Source organism: Streptomyces sp. NPDC007095 (genome assembly GCF_040634475.1).
GTDB lineage: Bacteria > Actinomycetota > Actinomycetes > Streptomycetales > Streptomycetaceae > Streptomyces.
On the sequence record NZ_JBEYFS010000004.1, the window covers coordinates 19,252 to 37,091 of the forward strand.

Annotated in this window: 12 protein-coding genes and 1 pseudogene; 6 read left to right on the plus strand and 7 right to left on the minus strand. The window is 70.1% G+C overall.

The genetic code is table 11. The features are described from left to right. The first annotated feature begins 46 nt into the window (after positions 1-46). The 3 genes from ABZ656_RS02510 to ABZ656_RS02520 all read left to right on the plus strand — a co-directional run bounded on the left by ABZ656_RS02510 (position 47) and on the right by ABZ656_RS02520 (position 2,642). The gene (locus ABZ656_RS02510) at positions 47-595 is read left to right on the plus strand and encodes an RNA 2'-phosphotransferase (protein WP_360263752.1); all 549 of its coding nucleotides are present in this window, start codon (positions 47-49) and stop codon (positions 593-595) included. A gap of 88 nt (positions 596-683) precedes the next feature. Continuing rightward, positions 684-1,595: an LLM class flavin-dependent oxidoreductase gene (locus tag ABZ656_RS02515; RefSeq protein WP_360263755.1), complete on the plus strand. Its 912-nt coding sequence runs from the start codon at positions 684-686 to the stop codon at positions 1,593-1,595. 159 nt (positions 1,596-1,754) lie between these two features. Then, complete coding sequence (locus tag ABZ656_RS02520; RefSeq protein ID WP_360263759.1) at positions 1,755-2,642, plus strand: Cof-type HAD-IIB family hydrolase; 888 nt, start codon at positions 1,755-1,757, stop codon at positions 2,640-2,642. Between the two features lie 118 nt (positions 2,643-2,760). Here the strand turns inward: ABZ656_RS02520 and ABZ656_RS02525 are convergent, their stop codons facing one another. From ABZ656_RS02525 to hisC, 5 genes are all read right to left on the minus strand, one after another. Beyond that, on the minus strand, positions 2,761-4,443 hold the full coding sequence (locus tag ABZ656_RS02525) for a GAF domain-containing protein (RefSeq protein WP_101399012.1): 1,683 nt from the start codon (positions 4,441-4,443) through the stop codon (positions 2,761-2,763). A 57-nt stretch (positions 4,444-4,500) separates the two neighbouring features. Then, the gene (gene cydD, locus ABZ656_RS02530; protein WP_360263763.1) at positions 4,501-8,004 is read right to left on the minus strand and encodes a thiol reductant ABC exporter subunit CydD; all 3,504 of its coding nucleotides are present in this window, start codon (positions 8,002-8,004) and stop codon (positions 4,501-4,503) included. A 98-nt stretch (positions 8,005-8,102) separates the two neighbouring features. Further along, a complete protein-coding gene (gene cydB, locus ABZ656_RS02535) occupies positions 8,103-9,110 on the minus strand; it encodes a cytochrome d ubiquinol oxidase subunit II (protein WP_101399016.1) in 1,008 nt (335 codons plus the stop codon). A 20-nt stretch (positions 9,111-9,130) separates the two neighbouring features. Beyond that, positions 9,131-10,648 carry a cytochrome ubiquinol oxidase subunit I gene (locus tag ABZ656_RS02540; protein WP_101399018.1) on the minus strand — a complete coding sequence of 506 codons (1,518 nt, stop codon included), beginning with the start codon at positions 10,646-10,648 and terminating at the stop codon, positions 9,131-9,133. Between the two features lie 308 nt (positions 10,649-10,956). Then, on the minus strand, positions 10,957-12,033 hold the full coding sequence (gene hisC, locus ABZ656_RS02545) for a histidinol-phosphate transaminase (RefSeq protein ID WP_101399020.1): 1,077 nt from the start codon (positions 12,031-12,033) through the stop codon (positions 10,957-10,959). 489 nt (positions 12,034-12,522) lie between these two features. On the opposite strand from hisC, the gene ABZ656_RS02550 reads away from it, so the two are divergent. The 3 genes from ABZ656_RS02550 to ABZ656_RS02560 all read left to right on the plus strand — a co-directional run bounded on the left by ABZ656_RS02550 (position 12,523) and on the right by ABZ656_RS02560 (position 16,016). Next, positions 12,523-13,635 (plus strand): LacI family DNA-binding transcriptional regulator, encoded by a 1,113-nt coding sequence (locus ABZ656_RS02550; protein WP_101399022.1) that lies wholly within the window; start codon positions 12,523-12,525, stop codon positions 13,633-13,635. A gap of 259 nt (positions 13,636-13,894) precedes the next feature. Beyond that, positions 13,895-14,965 (plus strand): metallophosphoesterase family protein, encoded by a 1,071-nt coding sequence (locus ABZ656_RS02555; protein ID WP_101403579.1) that lies wholly within the window; start codon positions 13,895-13,897, stop codon positions 14,963-14,965. Positions 14,966-15,146: 181 nt separating this feature from the next. Then, on the plus strand, positions 15,147-16,016 hold the full coding sequence (locus ABZ656_RS02560) for a hypothetical protein (RefSeq protein WP_101399024.1): 870 nt from the start codon (positions 15,147-15,149) through the stop codon (positions 16,014-16,016). Positions 16,017-16,149: 133 nt separating this feature from the next. Here ABZ656_RS02560 and ABZ656_RS02565 read toward each other — a convergent pair whose 3' ends face one another. Continuing rightward, positions 16,150-17,601 carry a VWA domain-containing protein gene (locus ABZ656_RS02565; RefSeq protein WP_180361958.1) on the minus strand — a complete coding sequence of 484 codons (1,452 nt, stop codon included), beginning with the start codon at positions 17,599-17,601 and terminating at the stop codon, positions 16,150-16,152. 91 nt (positions 17,602-17,692) lie between these two features. Continuing rightward, positions 17,693-17,824, minus strand: a pseudogene (locus ABZ656_RS02570) (thiamine biosynthesis protein ThiC); the annotation flags it as partial. Positions 17,825-17,840: the final 16 nt, after the last annotated feature.

Here is a 17,840-nt window from a genome sequence, read left to right on the forward strand (position 1 = left end):
GCGTGATCCGCCTCTCGCCAGGCACGCTGGCAGGATGAACGAACCGATGGATGAAAGACGCACCGTGAAGGTGTCGAAGTACCTCTCGAAGCATCTGCGGCATCAGCCCGAGCGGATCGGGCTCACGCTCGGCGAGGGAGGCTGGGTCGAGGTCGACGCGCTGATCGCGGCAGCGGCGGCGCACGGCTTCCGGATCACCCGCGAGGAGCTGGACCATGTGGTGGCCACGAACGACAAGCGGCGCTTCGCCGTGGAGGGCACCCGCATCCGCGCCAGCCAGGGCCACTCCGTCGAGGTCGACCTCGGACTGCCCCCGGCGACTCCGCCGGAGTACCTCTACCACGGGACCGTGGCCCGCAATCTGGACGCGATCCGGGCCGAGGGGCTGCGACCCATGAACCGGCACGACGTGCATCTCTCGCCCGGCCGCGAGACCGCGACCCGCGTCGGCGCCCGCCGCGGCCGGCCCGTCGTGCTCGGCGTGGACGCCGCCGCCATGCACCGCGACGGCCATGTCTTCCGGGTCAGCGCGAACGGGGTGTGGCTCACCGAGGCCGTGCCACCGAAGTACCTGCGCTTCCCCGGCCCGCACTGATCGTCCGCCGACCGGCCGGTCAAGGGGCGCCGGTGGAGCGATCACGCGGTGGCCACGACCACTCCGCGGCTCCGCTTAGGCTCGATGCATGAGTCTGCGTCTGAGCACTGTGATCCTGCCGTACCTCCGCTGGCACGAGGGCGGGCGTGCCGCCTGGCAGCGTGCGGAGCAGCTCGGCTTCCACACCGCGTTCACGTACGACCACCTGTCGTGGCGGACCTTCCGGGACGGCCCCTGGTTCGGTGCCGTGCCCACGCTCACCGCCGCGGCCGCCGCCACCGACCGACTCCGCCTGGGCACGCTCGTGACCTCGCCGAACTTCCGGCACCCGGTGACTCTCGCCAAGGAACTGATCTCCCTCGACGACATCTCGAACGGCCGGATCACCCTGGGCATCGGCGCGGGCGGCAACGGATTCGACGCCACGACGCTTCTGAAGAACGGCCAGGAGCCCTGGACCCCGCGCGAGCGCGCCGACCGCTTCGGCGAGTTCGTACCGCTGCTCGACCGCCTCCTCACCGAGGACACGGTCTCCCACGACGGCGACTTCTACTCGGCACACGAGGCGCGCAACATCCCGGGCTGTGTCCAGCGGCCCCGACTGCCCTTCGCGGTGGCCGCCACCGGCCCGCGCGGCATGAAGCTCGCCGCCCGCCACGGGCAGGCCTGGGTGACGACCGGCGACCCCAAGCTGTACGAAACGGGCACCCCTGAACAGTCGGTTCAGGCCATTCGCGGACAGGTGGAGAAGCTTGCCGCCGCCTGCGCCACGGTCGGCCGTGACGTGTCCGAACTCGACAAGGTCCTGCTCACCGGCTTCACCCCGGACCGTGGCCGTCCGCTGGAGTCCCTCGACGCGTTCGTCGACTTCGCGGGCCGGCACGCGGAGCTGGGCTTCACCGACATCGTGATCCACTGGCCCATCCCCGACTCGGACTTCGCCGCGGACGAGAAGGTCTTCGAGCGCATCGCCATGGAGGCCCCGGCACAGCTGGCCTGACGGCCGGCGCCACGGCGGGTGGCGACAGCGCGGGTGGCGACAGCGCGGGTGGCGACAGCGCGGGTGGCGACAGCGCGGGTGGCGACAGCGGGGTGTAACGGTACTGGTGAGAGCGGTCACCACTCACATGTGCGGGCTCCCGCACGGCCGTGCGGGCATATGCGCGAGAATGGCGCGGTGACCTCAGCGACCCGACAGCCAGAGACCCCGGCAGCCGCCCTTCCGCCGCGCCTGATCGCCACGGACCTCGACGGCACCCTCCTGCGCGACGACAAGTCCGTATCCGAGCGCACGGTCGCCGCCCTCGCCGCCGCCGAGGAGGCCAGCATCGAGGTCTTCTTCGTGACCGGCCGCCCGGCCCGCTGGATGGACGTCGTCAGCGACCACGTCCACGGCCACGGCCTGGCGATCTGCGGCAACGGCGCCGCCGTGGTCGACCTGCACGGCGGCCCCGGCGCCCACCGGTTCGTCAAGGTCCGGGAGCTGGCGCGGGAGAACGCGCTCGACGCCGTACGACTGCTGCGGGAGACCGCGCCGGGCACCGTGTTCGCCGTCGAGCAGACGTACGGCTTCTACCAGGAGCCCGCGTACCCCAGGCTGCACATGGAGATCCCCGACACCCTCGCACCCGCCGAGCAGCTCCTGGCCCCGGACGCCCCCGGCGCCGGCGAACCGGTGCTCAAGATCCTCGCCTTCCACCACGAGCTCGACCCCGACGCCTTCCTCACCGTGGCCCGTCGTGCCGTCGGCGACCGCGCCACCATCACCCGCTCCAGCCCCAGCGCCCTGCTGGAGATCAGCGGCCCCGGCGTCTCCAAAGCCAGCACGCTCGAACTGTGCTGCGCCGAGCGCGGTATCTCCCCCGAGGAGGTCGTCGCCTTCGGAGACATGCCGAACGACGTCGAGATGCTGACCTGGGCGGGCACGTCGTACGCGATGGGCAACGCGCACCCCGCCGTGATCGCCGCGGCCTCCGGTCGCACGGTCGCCAACAACGACGACGGGGTGGCGGTCGTCATCGAGAAGATCCTCGCCGAACGGCCGTAGGAGCGGCTGGGCAGGACCGGCGGCCCCACAGCGGCCCAGAGCTCCGAACCGGTCCCACGCCCAGCGTTCCGAACCGGTCCCACGCCCAGCGTTCCGAACCGGTCCCGCACCCGGGGTTCTAAACCGGTTCCGCCTGCGGAGCATGCGGCGCCTGCCACACCACCGTCGTACCGCCGCCGTCGGCTCCGGGCCCCGGTCCGTACCAGCTGTCGCCACCCAGCGACTCGGCGCGCCGCCCGAGGTTCCGCAGGCCGCTGCGCCGGCCGCCCTCGGGGATGCCGACGCCGTTGTCCGTGACGGTCAGCCGGACACCCTGCCGGCCGTCCGGCAGGATGACGGTCGCGTCGACGACGACGTCGATGCGGGAGGCCCCGGCATGCCGGAAGGCGTTGGAAAGGGCCTCGCGCAGGGCCGCGATGAGGTTCTTGCCCATGGGTTCACCGACCGCCGTGTCGACGGGCCCGACAAATCGGTGCGTGGGCCTGAAGCCGAGCGGCACGGCAGCCATGTTGATCTCCCGCAGCACCCGTGTGCGCAGCCCGGACGGCACTTCGGCAGGTCCCTGTTGGAGCGCGAAGACGGCGGTGCGGATCTCCTGGATGGTGACGTCGAGTTCGTCGACCGCCTTTTCGACGCCCTCCCGCACCTCGGGCACGGCCGAGTTCCGCTGAGCGCTCTCCAACATCATCCCGGTGGCGAACAGTCGCTGGATGACGAGGTCGTGCAGGTCACGGGCGATCCGGTCACGGTCCTCGTAGACCGCGAGCCGCTCCCGGTCGCGCTGTGCCTCGGCCATCATCAGCGCGAGCGCGGCCTGCGAGGCGAAGTGCGTGGCGAGGGTGCGCTCGGCCTCGGTGAAAGGACGCCCGCCCCGTTCCCGGGAAGTGACGAGGGCTCCCAGGAGACGGCCGCCGCACTGCAGGGGAAGCATCATCGTCGGCCCGTACTCGCGGGCGAAGTCGGTGACCATGCGCGGGTCGGTGGCTGCGTCGTCGAGGAACACGGCCTCTCCGTCGAGGAGTTCGGCGACCAGTTCGCTCTCCGGCGGGACGACGGCTCCCAGCACCTTGGACGGGCGGTCCTTGGCGACCGCGCTGATCTCCAGACCGCCCTCCGCGGCGGGCAGCAGCACGACCCCGGCCACCGATCCGGAGAGCCTGCGGGCCTGTTCCGCGACGACCTGGAGGGCGTCCTCGGCGTCGTCGGCCGACAGGAGTGCCCGGGTCACGGCCACCGAGCCGTCGATCCACCGTTCGCGCTGCTGGGCGGCCTCGTACAGCCGGGCGTTGCCGATCGCGATACCCGCCTCCGCGGCCAGCACCCGGACCATGCTGAGGTCGTCGTCGGTGAACGGGCCGCCGCCGCGTTTCTCGGCCAGGTACAGATTCCCGAAGATCTCCCCCTGCACCCGGATCGGAACCCCCAGGAAGCTGCGCATCACCGGATGGTGCTCGGGGAATCCGCACGTGCGCGCGTCCTCGTCCAGCTGCGCGAGCCGTACCGGTGCCGGGTCGTGGATGAGCGCCCCCAGCAGCCCCTTGTGTCCGTCGGGCAGCTGCCCGATCCGCCGGACGGTCTCCTCGTCGACGCCGTGGAAGACGAAGTCCGCGAGTCCCTCGCCGTCTTCCGCCACGACCCCGATGGCGGCGTAGCGCGCGTCCGCCAGCTCGGCCGCCTTGTCGCAGATCCGGTCCAGCGTCGAGTGCAGCTCCAGCCCCGACCCGATCGACCGCACCGCCTCCAGCAGCCGCGGCACGTCCGGGCCGCCGTCCGGACCGGGGGAGGCGGGCACCACTGACATGCCTCGAGAGTAGTTAGTCCCCTTTGAGCCGGAAAGTTGGGATGTTGCCCGGGGGCGCTAGCGCGCCGCCGCGCCGACCAGCAGATCCCCCGCCGCCTCCCGCTCCAGCATCTCCCGCAATGGCCCCACCACCACCGACAGCTCCGCGTACGCACCCCGCTGCGCCACCCGTCCCGCCGCCATCACGATCACCTCGTCCACCGCCGCGAGACCGGCCAGCCGATGCGTGATCAGCAGCGTCGTACGGCCCTCGGTCGCAGCCAGCAGGTCCGCGGTGAGCGCGTCCGCCGTCGGCAGGTCGAGGTGTTCCGCGGGCTCGTCGAGAACGAGCACGGGGAAGTCGGCCAGCAGCGCGCGAGCGAGCGCCAGCCGCTGGCGCTGGCCACCGGACAGCCGCGCCCCGTGCTCGCCGATCAGCGTGTCGAGCCCGTCGGGCAGTCCGTCCGCCCACTCCAGGAGCCGGGCCCGCGCGAGCGCGTCGCGCAGCTCGGCCTCGGTGGCGTTCTTCCGGGCCAGCAGGAGGTTCTCGCGCACCGTGCTGTCGAAGAGGTGCGCATCCTGGGCGCAGAGCCCGACCAGTCGGCGTACGTCGTCCCCGTCCATCCCGAACGCGTCCGTGCCGCCCAGCGTGTACGTCCCCGCCTCCGCGTCCAGGAACCGCAGCAGCACCTGTGCGAACGTGGTCTTGCCGGAGCCGGAGGGGCCGACGACGGCGACCCTGCGGCCCTGTTCGAGGGTCAGCTCGAGGCCGGCGAGCGCGTCCCGGTCCTGTCCGGCATGGCGCGCCCGGAGCCCCTGTACGCGCAGCGGGAACGGCGACGCGGGCGCCGGCTGTGGGAGCTCCGGTTCGCGTACGGGATCGGGAGCGTCCAGCACCTCGTACACACGCTCCGCGCTCCTGCGCACCCGCTGTCGGTACTGGACGGCGAGCGGAAGCCCCAGGACGGCCTCGAACGCGGCCAACGGGGTGAGGACGACCACGGCCATCGCCACGCCGCTCAGTCGCCCGCCGGCGACGGCCTGGGCACCCACGAGGGCGGTCGCCGCGACGGTCAGTCCGGTCGCCAGCGCGGTGAGCCCGTCGCCGAGCGCGGTCGCGGTGGCGGCCCGGGAGGCGATGCGGGTCAGCACGGTGTCGGCCCGTCGCGCCTCGGCCGTACGGGTGGGCAGCGCGCCCGCGACCGTCAGCTCGGCCGTGCCGGTGAGGAGGTCGGTCACCCGGGTCGCCAGGGCGCCGCGGGCGGGGGACAACCGGTGCTCCGCGCGGCGCGCCACGGCGCCGGTCAGGAGCGGGACACCGACCCCGGCCGCCAGCAACCCGGCGGCGAGGGCGGCTCCGGCCTCGGGAAGCAGCCAGGCGGTGAAGCCGACGGAGGCCGCGGACACGAGGAGCGCCGCCCCGGCGGGCAGCAGCCATCTCAGCCAGTAGTCCTGAATGGCGTCCACGTCGGCCACGAGCCGCGACAGCAGATCGCCCCGGCGGGCCGTCCGCAGTCCGGCGGGGGCCAGGCGCTCAAGGCGCCGGTACACGGCGACCCGGGTGTCGGCCAGCATCCGCAGCACCGCGTCGTGCGACACAAGTCGCTCCGCGTACCGGAAGACGGCCCGGCCGATCCCGAACGCCCGCGTGGCGGTCACGGCCAGCATCAGATACATCACCGGCGGCTGCTGCGACGCCCGCGAGATCAGCCACCCGGAGGTGGCCATCAGCCCGACGGCACTTCCGAGGGCGAGGCTCCCGAGGAGAAGGGCGAGAGCGAAACGACCGCTCCGGGGGCCGGCCATCGCGCGGACCCGGGTGAGCACGCCTCCGCGCAGCCGAGGGGCCGCATGGGCCTCTCCCGTAGCGGCCGCGGGCACGCCCTCGGGCTCGACCGGCCGGAGCTCCTTCGTGCCCTCGTCCTGGACGGAACCGGTCGCGACGACCGACGCCGCGACCTCGAGCCGCACCACCCGGTCGGCCACCTCCAGCAGCGCGGGCCGGTGCACCACCAGCAGCACCGTCCGGCCGACGGAGAGCCTGCGCACGGCAGCCACGACCTCCGCCTCCGTCGCCCCGTCCAGCGAGGCCGTCGGCTCGTCGAGGAGCAGCACGGGCCGGTCCGCGAGAAACGCCCGGGCCAGCGCGAGACGTTGGCGCTGCCCGGCGGAGAGTCCGCTGCCGTCCTCGCCGAGAACCGTCCCGACGCCTTCGGGCAGGGCGTCCACGAACTCAAGCGCCCCCGCTTCGGCCAGCGCCCGGCGCACCGCCGCGTCGTCGGCGTCGGGCCGGGCGAGCCGTACGTTGTCGGCGATCGAGCCGGCGTAGAGATGCGGCCGCTGAGGCACCCACGCCACCCGGGACCGCCATTCCTCCACATCGGCCTCGGTGAGATCGACTCCCCCGATCCGTACCCGCCCCGCGCCGGGCTCCACGAACCCCAGCAGCACGTTCAGCAGCGTCGACTTGCCCACACCGCTCGGTCCGACGAGGGCCACCGTCTCACCGGGCCCGACCACGAAGGAGACATCGGAAACCGCGTCCCCGGAGCGCCCCGGATACCGGACCGTCACTCCCTCGAAGCTGATCTCCCCCTCCGGCACGACGAGAGAGCCGGTGGCCGGCACCGGGGTCTCCAGCACCGAGAAGATCTCCTCCGCCGCCGCGAGCCCCTCGGCGGCGGCGTGGTACTGCGCCCCCACCTGTCGCAGCGGCAGATATGCCTCGGGAGCGAGGACGAGGATGACGAGCCCGACGTACAGATCCATGTCGCCGTGGACGAGCCGCATCCCGATGGTCACCGCGACCAGGGCGACCGAGATCGTGGCGAGCAGCTCCAGCGCGAAGGACGACAGGAAGGCGATCCTCAGCGTCCGCATGGTCGCCTGGCGGTACTCGCCGGTGATCCGCCGGATCGACTCGGCTTGCGCCTTGGCCCGCCCGAAGATCTTGAGCGTGGGCAGACCGGCGACCACATCCAGGAAGTGCCCCGAGAGCCGGGACAGCAGTCGCCACTGACGATCCATCTGAGACCGGGTCGCCCAGCCGATCAGCGCCATGAAGACGGGGATGAGCGGCAGGGTGACGACAATGATCGCCGCCGACACCCAGTCCTCGGTGACGATCCGCGCGAGCACTGCCACGGGCACCACGACCGCGAGCCCCAACTGGGGGAGGTAGCGCGAGAAGTAGTCGTCGAGCGCGTCCACTCCCCGCGTGGCGAGGGCGACCAGCGACCCGGTCCGCTGCCCGCTCAGCCACCCGGGGCCGAGCGCGGCGGCCCGCTCCAGCAACCGTCCCCGCAACTCCGACTTGACCGCCGCGCTCGCCCGGTGTGCGGCGAGTTCGGTGAGCCAGGAGACAACCGCCCGCCCGATGGCAACCGCGACCAGCAAGACCAGGGGCGTCCGGAGTTCGGAAGCCGATTGACCGTGCTGGAAAGCACCGACGACCACTTCGGCGATGAGCATCGCTTGGGCGATGACCAGCGCCGCCCCGGCCGCACCCAGCCCCACGACCGCCATGAGGAAGAAGCGAGTGGCACGGGCGTACCGCAGCAGACGCGGATCGATTGGTTTCACGTGAAACACACCCTTGGCTCATCTGGCATGTTTCACGTGAAACATGCCTTTGGGTAGGACTCGATCGATACGGTCGCATTCAGTCCATAAGGCCGGACTCAGTGCGCAACATCCGCGGCGATGTGATGCGTACCGATCCTCTTGCGGAACACCCAGTAGGTCCAAGACTGGTAGAGCAGGACCATCGGTGTGGCGATTCCCGCGCACCAGGTCATGATCCTCAGGGTGTACGGAGACGACGAGGCGTTGGTGACCGTCAGGCTCCAGTCCGCATTGAGCGAGGACGGCATGACGTTCGGGAAGAGCGTCAGGAAGAGCATCGCGACGGCCGCCACGATGGTGAGCCCCGACAGCGCGAACGCCCAGCCCTCGCGCCCCGTCTGGGCCACCGCGATCGCGGCGACGAGGGCGACCACGGCCACGATCAACGCGAGCAGGGACTTCGCGTCACCGTTGTCGGCCTGGGTCCAGATCAGGAAGACGAGTGCCACCACGGCGGCCACCAGCCCGACCCCGAGCGAGAGCTTGCGCGCCCGCTCCCGGATGTCCCCGACGGTCTTGAGCCCCACGAACACGGTCCCGTGGAAGGTGAACAGCGTCAGCGTGACCAGACCGCCCAGGAGCGCGTACGGGTTGAGCAGGTCACCGAAGTTGCCCACGTACTCGAAGTTCTTGTCGATCTTCACTCCGTGCACGATGTTGCCGAAGGCCACGCCCCACATGAACGCGGGGACGAGCGAGGTCCAGAAGATCGCCGTCTCCCAGTTGCGCTGCCAGTTCTCCTCGGGCCTCTTCACCCGGTACTCGAAGGCGACTCCGCGCACGATCAGGCAGACCAGGATGAGCAGCAGCGGCAGATAGAAGCCGGAGAAGAGCGTGGCGTACCACTCCGGGAAGGCGGCGAAGGTCGCGCCGCCCGCCGAGAGCAGCCACACCTCGTTGCCGTCCCAGACGGGTCCGATGGTGTTGATGAGGACCCGCTTCTCAGTGCGGTCGCGGGCCAGCAGCTTGGTGAGGACGCCGACCCCGAAGTCGAAGCCCTCCAGGAAGAAGTAGCCGGTCCACAGGACCGCGATGATGACGAACCAGACGTCGTGGAGTTCCATGACTCAGCAGCTCCCTGGGCCTAGTAGGAGAAGGCCATCGGCTTGTCGGCGTCATGGGGGTCGCCGCCGATCTTGGTGGGCGGGTTGAGGTCAGCCTCGGTGAGCTCCGGCGGACCCTGCTTCACGTACTTGAGCATCAGCTTCACCTCGATGACGGCGAGGATCGCGTAGATGAGGGTGAACACGATCAGCGAGGTCAGCACCTCCCCCTGGGAGACCCCGGGCGAGACCGCGTCCCTGGTCCTCAACAGGCCGTACACCACCCAGGGCTGACGCCCCGTCTCGGTGAAGATCCAGCCCCAGGAGATGCCGATGAGCGGGAAGATCAACGTCCACTGGGACAGCCGCCACCACCAGATGCCGAGCTTCGGCGTCAGCTCCGTGTTCTTGGTGAGCATGAGCTTCGGGACGTCCTCGTCCCCGGTGCGGTGTTCTGGCGCCAGCCAGAACTTCCGCCTGGTCAGCCAGAGGCCGGCGGTGCACAGGGCCATCGAGACCCCGCCGAAGCCGATCATCCAGCGGTACGCCCAGTAGGCGGTGGGGATGTTGGGCCGGTAGTCACCGGGCCCGAACTTCTCCTGTTCGGACTTGTTGATGTCGTTGATGCCAGGAATCTTGGCGTTGAAGTCGTTCTTGGCGAGGAAGGAGAGTATCCCCGGGATCTCGATGGCGACGGTGTTGTGGCCCTTGGCGACATCGCCGTACGCGAAGAGCGAGAAGGGCGCGGGTTGCTGCGAGTCCCACAGGGCTTCGGCGGCCGACATCTTCATCGGCTGCTGCTCGTACATCACCTTGCCCAGGGTGTCGGCGCTGACGACGGTGAGGAGCGTGCCGACCAGAGCGGTGACCAGGCCGAGCCGCAGCGACATCCGCATGGTGCGGACGTGCCGCTTCTTGCGCAGGTGGAAGACGGCGATGCCGGTCATGAAGGCGCCGCCGACCAGGATGGACGCGCTGATCACATGCCAGAAATTGACGAGCGCGGTCTCCTGGAAGAGCACCTTGGGGAAGTCGGTCAGCTCGGCACGCATCGTGCCGTCCGCCTTCTTCACCAGCCGGTAGCCGACCGGATGCTGCATGAAGGAGTTGGCCGCCATGATGAAGTACGCCGACAGGATCGTGCCGATGGAGACCACCCAGATACAGGCGAGGTGCACCTTCTTCGGCAGCTTGTCCCAGCCGAAGATCCACAGCCCGATGAAGGTGGACTCGAAGAAGAAGGCGATCAGGGCCTCGAAGGCCAGCGGGGCACCGAACACGTCACCGACGAAGCGCGAGTAGTCGGACCAGTTCATGCCGAACTGGAACTCCTGCACGATGCCGGTCACGACACCCATGGCGATGTTGATCAGGAACAGCTTTCCCCAGAACTTGGTCGCCCTGAGGTAGTGCTCCTTGCCCGTCCGCACCCAGGCGGTCTCCAGAATCGCCGTGAGAGCGGCGAGCGAGATCGTCAGAGGGACGAAGAGGAAGTGGTAGACGGTGGTGATGCCGAACTGCCACCGAGCCAGAGTCTCCGGTGCCAAAGCCAGTTCCACGTCGTCAGTCTCCTTACGCCGCCGTGGTTACAGCGGCAGTTTGCCCCTTTTGTTACATACATCACGGGACAATCGGGACACGCTTGTGAACGCGTTCACATTCACAAGCAATTATGACGCACCGGCTTTCGACCTTCGAAGGGGGGTCCCCCCTTACGTCAACCCCTCGGAAGGTCTCGAACACTCCAAGGTGTCCCCCGGACCGACGACGGCCCCGGTGCTCCGGCGCCCTGAGACACCGGAGCACCGGGGCCGTGAGACACCGGAGACCCGGGAGTGCGAGGCAGCGAAGCCCCCGGAGCGTGACGTCAGAGCTCCTTGTGGAACCCGTCGGCCGCCTTCAGGAAGATGTCGTTCGCCTCGGTCTCGCCGATCGTCACGCGCACCCCTTCCCCGGCGAAGGGTCGCACGACGACCCCGGCCTGCTCGCAGTGGGCGGCGAAGTCGAGCGTGCGCTCCCCCAGCCTGAGCCACACGAAGTTGGCCTGCGTCTCGGGCACCGTCCAGCCCTGACCGCGCAACGCCTCGACCACGCGGTTGCGCTCGCACACCAGAGCGCCGACCCGGCCGAGCAGCTCGTCCTCGGCACACAACGAGGCGACCGCCGCGTCCTGCGCGAGCTGGCTCACCCCGAAGGGCACCGCCGTCTTGCGCAGCGCCGCGGCCACCGGCTCGTGCGCGATCGCGAAACCGACCCTCAGGCCCGCGAGCCCGTACGCCTTGGAGAAGGTGCGCAGCACACATACGTTGGGCCGGTCACGGTAGATCGAAACGCCGTCCGGCACCTCGACGTCCCGGATGAACTCGCGGTACGCCTCGTCCAGGACCACCAGGACATCTGCGGGGACCCGGTCGAGGAACCGCTCCAGCTCGGCCCGGCGCACCACGGTGCCGGTCGGGTTGTTCGGGTTGCAAACGAAAATCAGCCGCGTCCTGTCGGTGATCGCGTCGGCCATGGCGTCCAGGTCGTGCACCTCGTCCGAGGTCAGCGGCACCCGTACCGAGGTCGCCCCGCTGATCTGCGTGATGATCGGGTACGCCTCGAAGGACCGCCAGGCGTAGATGACCTCGTCGCCGGGTCCGCTGGTCGCCTGCAGCAGCTGCTGGGCCACCCCGACCGAGCCGGTGCCGGTCGCCAGGTGCGAGAGGGGGACCCCGAAGCGGTTTGACAGCTCGCTCATCAGACCCGTGCACGCCATGTCCGGGTAGCGGTTGAACGTACCGCTCGCGGCGATCACGCTCTCCATCACTCCGGGCAGCGGCGGATAGGGGTTCTCGTTGGAGGACAGCTTGTACGCCACCGCGCCGGCCGCGGCAGGCTTGCCCGGCTTGTAGGTGGGGATACCCTCCAGCTCGGCACGCAGCTTGGGGCTCGTCTCACTCACCGCAGTCCTCCTCGTGACCACCGCTGGCTCATGACCACCATCGGCTACCAATGCTCCTCACCTTATGAGGATTCGGCGCCACTGCGAATGGGCCGGGGTCAACCACGCGCCGCCCCTGGCACAGGCCGACGGCACGTCGCGTACGCCCTGGTGATCATCGTCATACTCCCCGGCGACCGTCGCCGCGCGGACTCTGTGGTCATCCTCGTACGAAGGCGTACGAATGGGGGGGCGCGTTGCCATGAGAGCTGTGCGCTGGTGGCTCACGCCGTAGCGCGCATCACCCGTGCAGGTGAGTTGAGACCTCTTCGAAACATGACCCACTTGGCAGGCCCATGCGCGCCGACGCGTCACGTACTGCCATTGGATCGTTTAACTGGCTTGGTTTCAAAGGCAGTAGAGCATTTTTGATCATGCAGAAACGTGCCTGTCAACGCGTGCATATGCGTCCGCACTACCCCACCGCATGAGCCCTACTATCGGCTCGCCATGACAGCAGCAGGGAAGCACCAGGTGAGCCGGGCGGAGACTACCCGCCGAGGCGGTCGACCGGGCCGGGCGGGAATCAGAGACGTCGCCGCGGCCGCAGGCGTCTCCATCACAACCGTCTCCGACGCCCTCAACGGCAAGGGCCGGCTCCCGGACGCCACCCGACGCCACGTCCGTGAAGTCGCCGACCGGCTGGGTTATCGCCCGTCGGCCGCCGCCCGCACCCTCCGTACCGGCAAGTCCGGCCTCATCGGCCTGACCGTGACCACCTACGGGGATGAACCTTTCACCTTCACCGAATTCGCCTACTTCGCCGAGATGGCCAGAGCCGCCACCTCCGCCGCACTCGCCCGCGGCTACGCCCTGGTCATCCTCCCCGCCACCTCGCGCCACGACGTCTGGTCCAACGTCGCCCTCGACGGAACCGTCGTCATCGACCCCTCCGACCAGGACCCCGTGGTCAGCGAACTCGTCCGACAGGGCTTACCCGTCGTCTCCGACGGCCGCCCCGCCGGCACCCTGCCCGTCACCGCCTGGGTCGACAACGACCACGAAGCCGCCGTCCTGGGCATCCTCGACCACCTCGCCGACGCCGGCGCCCGCCGCATCGGCCTCCTCACCGGCACCTCCACCGACACCTATACCCACCTCTCCACCACCGCGTATCTGCACTGGTGCGAGCGGGTCGGACAGGATCCGGTGTACGAGGCCTACCCGGCCCACGACCCGTGTGCGGGCGCCGTCGCCGCGGACCGGCTGCTGGCCCGGCCCGACCGCCCCGACGCGGTCTACGGCCTCTTCGACCCCAACGGCACCGATCTGCTGGCCGCGGCCCGGCGCTACGGACTGCGCGTCCCGGACGACCTGCTGCTGGTCTGCTGCAGCGAGTCCACCGTCTATGCCAGTACCGAGCCGCCCATCACTACCCTCTCGCTCAAACCCCGCCGCATCGGGACCGCCGTCGTCCAGCTCCTCATCGACGCCATCGAGGGAGCAGAAACCGACAAACCAGTCGAACAGGTCATACCGACGGAGTTGATCGTGCGGACCTCCTCCGAGCGGCGTCCACCCCGTACGACGGTCAGCCCGCCCCGGTCACCCGAGAAGGGGTAGTCCGGGTCGGCCGGGGAGGAGTGGCCCGGCGTACGCTGAGGTTGACGTCCGTCATGTCTGTGGCGGGGCATCCACCAGGGAAAGCCCCGCCCAATTCGGGCGAAAACCGTGGTGAACAGGGCTCCTGCTCCGATTCACCACCCCTGGGTCATCACATGGCGCGATCCGCATTCCTATGATGGGCCCACGACACCGCGGGCCGCTGCGACCAGGCAGTCCGATCCGGTGCAGATGCGGCGCGATGGTGGTGGAGGGGTCGATGACTCAGGGGGCCGGTCAGGGACCCGAGGCGGTGCGTACGGAGACGTTGCGCGACTTCCGGGTGCCCGCGTACATCCACGAGACCGGTCCGTACCCGCCGAGCACAGCTCCCGGCGAGGCGGCCGGAGTCGGCGAGGAGCCCGAGGGCTACACGCCCACCCGGCGCGACCTGCCCGTCATCAACCGGGGCGACACGGTGCAGGTCGTCATGGACCCCGCCGCCGTGGCGGCCCCCCAGCCCGCCGACGGGCCGGGTCCGCTGTACGTCGTCGGCGACGTGCACGGCTACCTCGACCAGCTGGTCGCCGCGCTCCAGGAGCAGGGCCTCCTCGACGCCGCGGGCAACTGGTCCGCCGGGACCTCGCGCCTGTGGTTCCTCGGCGACTTCACCGACCGGGGCCCCGACGGCATCGGCGTGATCGACCTCGTGATGCGACTGTCCGCCGAGGCGGCCGCGGCCGGCGGCTACTGCAAGGCGCTCATGGGCAACCACGAGCTGCTGCTGCTCGGCGCCAAGCGGTTCGGCGACACCCCCGTCAACTCCGGCGCGGGCACCGCCACCTTCCAGGCCGCCTGGCTGCTCAACGGCGGCCAGAAGACCGACATGGACCGCCTCCAGGACCACCACCTGCAGTGGATGGCCCGCCTGGACGCCATGGAGCAGGTCGACGGGCACCTCCTCGTGCACTCCGACACCACCGCCTACCTCGACTACGGCGACTCGATCGAGGCGGTCAACGACACCATCCGCGAAACCCTCACGCGCAACGACGCGGACGAATGCTGGGACCTCTTCCGGAAGTTCACCAGACGCTTCGCCTTCCGCGACGACGGGGGCGCCGAGGCAGCGCTGTCCCTGCTGGACACCTACGGCGGCACCCGCGTCGTCCATGGCCACAGCCCCATCCCGTACCTCCTGGGCGAGGTCGGCTCGGAGGAGGGCGAGGATGCCGCGGGCCCCGTGGTCGAGGGACCACATCTTTACGCCGACGGACTGGCCATCGCGATGGACGGCGGAGTGACCATGGCCGGAAAACTGCTGGTCCAGCAACTGCCCCTGGATAGCTGAGGGTTCTTCGGGCAGGCGTCCCCCACGGAGGACAGCGCTGGCCAGGGGGCAATTTCTGGAAACCCCCTGTCACGGCGTGCCGTCACCGCTCTACCATCGGCTTATCCGTAGCAGGCTCCCCTCCGTTTCTGCCCGACGGCTCGTCAGCGTGCGAGCCACCAGCCCTACGGAGCATCGGGGGATGCACATGAACAGCGTTCCGCAGCACCTGCTGAGCGAGGACCGCCAGGAATACGAGCGGATCCTCGATGAGGCGCTGCGCTCCGCCCCACACCGCCCGGAACTCGCCGCTGTCGGCCAGCGGCTCAACGCCGAACAACTGCGCACCATGGCGCTCAACGCCACCGCACTCATCACGGCGGCCGCGGCGACCGAGTACGCGCACTACGTGAAGGTCCGCGAGGAACTGCGCCGCCCGGCGCCGTCCACCCCAATCGTGAACGAAGGAGCCGGCTCCGCGGAGCCCGGCGCGACCGCGATGGGGCTCGCCGCCACCATGGGCGAGGCCGGCGAGACAGCCGGAGCCGGCGCCATTGCCGTCGTCGCGGTGCTCGCCCCCGTCCTCGCCGGAACAGCCGCGGCGATCTTCCTGCTCGTGGGGTTCATCCTGAAGCTCCTCACCCCCGAGCTGGCGTTCGCCCAGACCCTCCTGACCACCGGGTGGGTCTTCGGCGCGGTCACGGCGGCCGCGATCCTGGTCGCCGCGGTCGGGCTGCTGCTGACCGCTCTGCGCAACGGCTCGTCCTCGCTCCAGGCCGGAGCGCCCGGCGAGCTCGACACGGAGGTGGCCCGGGCCAGGGAAGCCTGGCGCGAGGCCCTGCTGGAGCGCGGCATCATGCCGTTCCTCCGGGAGGCCCTCGCCGATCCGGGCACGGCGGCACTGACCCGTCCGTCACCGACGCCGACCACCGGCCGCATGCCGCACCTCGGCTACAACCGGCCGGGGTTCAGCAGCCCCGACGGCGGCCCCGCGGCGGGTCCGCGCCCGAGCTTCACGAGCCCGGACTTCACCAGCCCGGACTTCGGGGGGCCCGAGCACCAGCCGGAGTGACACCCGGCGGGCCGACACCGGGGTGACGGGAACGAGGGCCCGCGCCGACACGGCGCGGGCCCTTTTGCCGCTGCCCGCCCCTTCACCTGCGCCCGCCCCTCTCGTCCCTCTCGTACGGTCCCGGCGCGCCCCGTCAGATGATGCCGAGCCCCCGGGCCGCCGTCATCCAGGCCGGGAACTGGGAAAGCAGCCGGTCGTACAACTCCGGGTCCGGTAGGCCGCTGATGTCGTCCACCGCGAAGAACCCCACGTTGTCGACGCGCCGACCGGGCAGCGTGTCGAACCGCTCCAGCACGCCGTAGTTCGACCGTCCCAGGCCCACGAACTGCCAGAAGATCGGCTCCTCCACCGCGCCCCTCAGCTCCTGCTCGATCTCCTTGTTCCGATAGACACCTCCGTCGGAGAAGAACAACACCAGCGTGGGATCGACAGCCGGGTGCTCTCGTACATACGCACGTACCTCGACGATCGCCTTCTGCTCCTCGTTCTGGATACCGACCGACCGCATGTCCACCTGTCCCGGCAGCAGGCCCTTCCGCGGCTTCTTGCTCCGCCGGAACAGGCTCAGCTCACCGACCCGGACATGGAGCTCCAGCCACTCGGGCAACTCGCCCAGAGTCAGGTCCGGCAGCCGGGCGGCATGGGAGGCGAACGTCCACGCCTGCATCACCCCGTCGTCGTCCAGCTGTGCCGCCACCGCGGCCATCCGCTCCACCACGTCGGCCACGACGCCCTTCGAGTAAAGGAACGACATGGAACCGGAGGCGTCGAGGATCAACACGACGCGTGCCGTGACCCCCTCCGCACCGTGCTTCAGCAGGCTTACCGCCACCTGCTCCTTGCGCAACGAGAGCCGCTTGCGCATGTCCACGGGCAATCGTTCCTCGCCCTTGCTGAGACGCGGGGAGGAGGCCGGGGGCCCCGGGGGCGCCGGCGGAGCACCCGCGGCGGTGGAGACAGCCGTCCGCGAGTCCGTCGGCGGGAGCGCGGGCGACACCGCCGCAGTGCTCCCGGGCGAAACCGCCGGCTCCGGCCCGGACGCACCGGCCCCGTCGGAGTCCACGCTGATACCGAAGTCGGTGGCGAGACCGGCCAGCCCGGACGCATACCCCTGTCCGACCGCCCGGAACTTCCACTGACCTCCCCGCAGATACAGCTCACCCCCGATGAATGCCGTCTCGGTCGTGGCCTCCATCTCGAAGCGCGCGAACTCCTGCCGGGTCCCGGCATCGAGCAGCCGCAGCGTCAGTCCGGACAGCTCGCCGAAGGTGCCGCCGTCGGCCGAGGCACCCAGGACGACCCGCTCGATCTCCGGTTCCAGGGCACGCAGGTCCACCTCGACGGTGTCCGTCGTGGCAGCGCCGTCCCGCTGCTTCCCGAGATGCCGTACGGCGCCGGAGGCGTGCTGTGGCTGGTTGTAGAAGACGAAGTCCCCGTCGTCCCGCACGCGTCCACCCGGGCCGAGCAGCAGCGCCGAGGCATCCGCGTCCGGCGCACCGGCCCCTCCTCTCCAGCCGAGCACGGCCCGCACCGCCCCGGCGGCGACGGGAAGGTTGGCGCCCTTGCTCATGGATGTCGATGTCATGCGCCCAGTCTGCCGAGAGAACCCGGCCCGGGAACCGTTCGTTGCGCCTGATTACGCCGCGAACGGCTCCCGGCACGACTGTGTGTGCGGCTCAGTCCGCGAGCGGCAGATAGACCCGGTTGCCCGCGGCCGCGAACTCCTTGGACTTCTGCGCCATGCCCTCCTCGATCTCGGCCTTCGTGCCTCCGTGCTCACGGCGGATGTCCTGCGAGATCTTCATGCTGTTGAGCATTACTAGA

What these genes read in the sequence shown, in the direction of transcription:
- ABZ656_RS02510 (WP_360263752.1), top strand. Translation starts at nt 47, where the DNA reads ATGGATGAAAGACGCACCGTGAAGGTGTCGAAGTACCTCTCGAAGCAT.
- ABZ656_RS02515 (WP_360263755.1), top strand. Translation starts at nt 684, where the DNA reads ATGAGTCTGCGTCTGAGCACTGTGATCCTGCCGTACCTCCGCTGGCAC.
- ABZ656_RS02520 (WP_360263759.1), top strand. Translation starts at nt 1,755, where the DNA reads ATGCGCGAGAATGGCGCGGTGACCTCAGCGACCCGACAGCCAGAGACC.
- ABZ656_RS02525 (WP_101399012.1), bottom strand. Translation starts at nt 4,443, where the DNA reads ATGTCAGTGGTGCCCGCCTCCCCCGGTCCGGACGGCGGCCCGGACGTG.
- cydB (WP_101399016.1), bottom strand. Translation starts at nt 9,110, where the DNA reads ATGGAACTCCACGACGTCTGGTTCGTCATCATCGCGGTCCTGTGGACC.
- ABZ656_RS02550 (WP_101399022.1), top strand. Translation starts at nt 12,523, where the DNA reads ATGACAGCAGCAGGGAAGCACCAGGTGAGCCGGGCGGAGACTACCCGC.
- ABZ656_RS02555 (WP_101403579.1), top strand. Translation starts at nt 13,895, where the DNA reads ATGACTCAGGGGGCCGGTCAGGGACCCGAGGCGGTGCGTACGGAGACG.
- ABZ656_RS02560 (WP_101399024.1), top strand. Translation starts at nt 15,147, where the DNA reads ATGCACATGAACAGCGTTCCGCAGCACCTGCTGAGCGAGGACCGCCAG.
- ABZ656_RS02565 (WP_180361958.1), bottom strand. Translation starts at nt 17,601, where the DNA reads ATGACATCGACATCCATGAGCAAGGGCGCCAACCTTCCCGTCGCCGCC.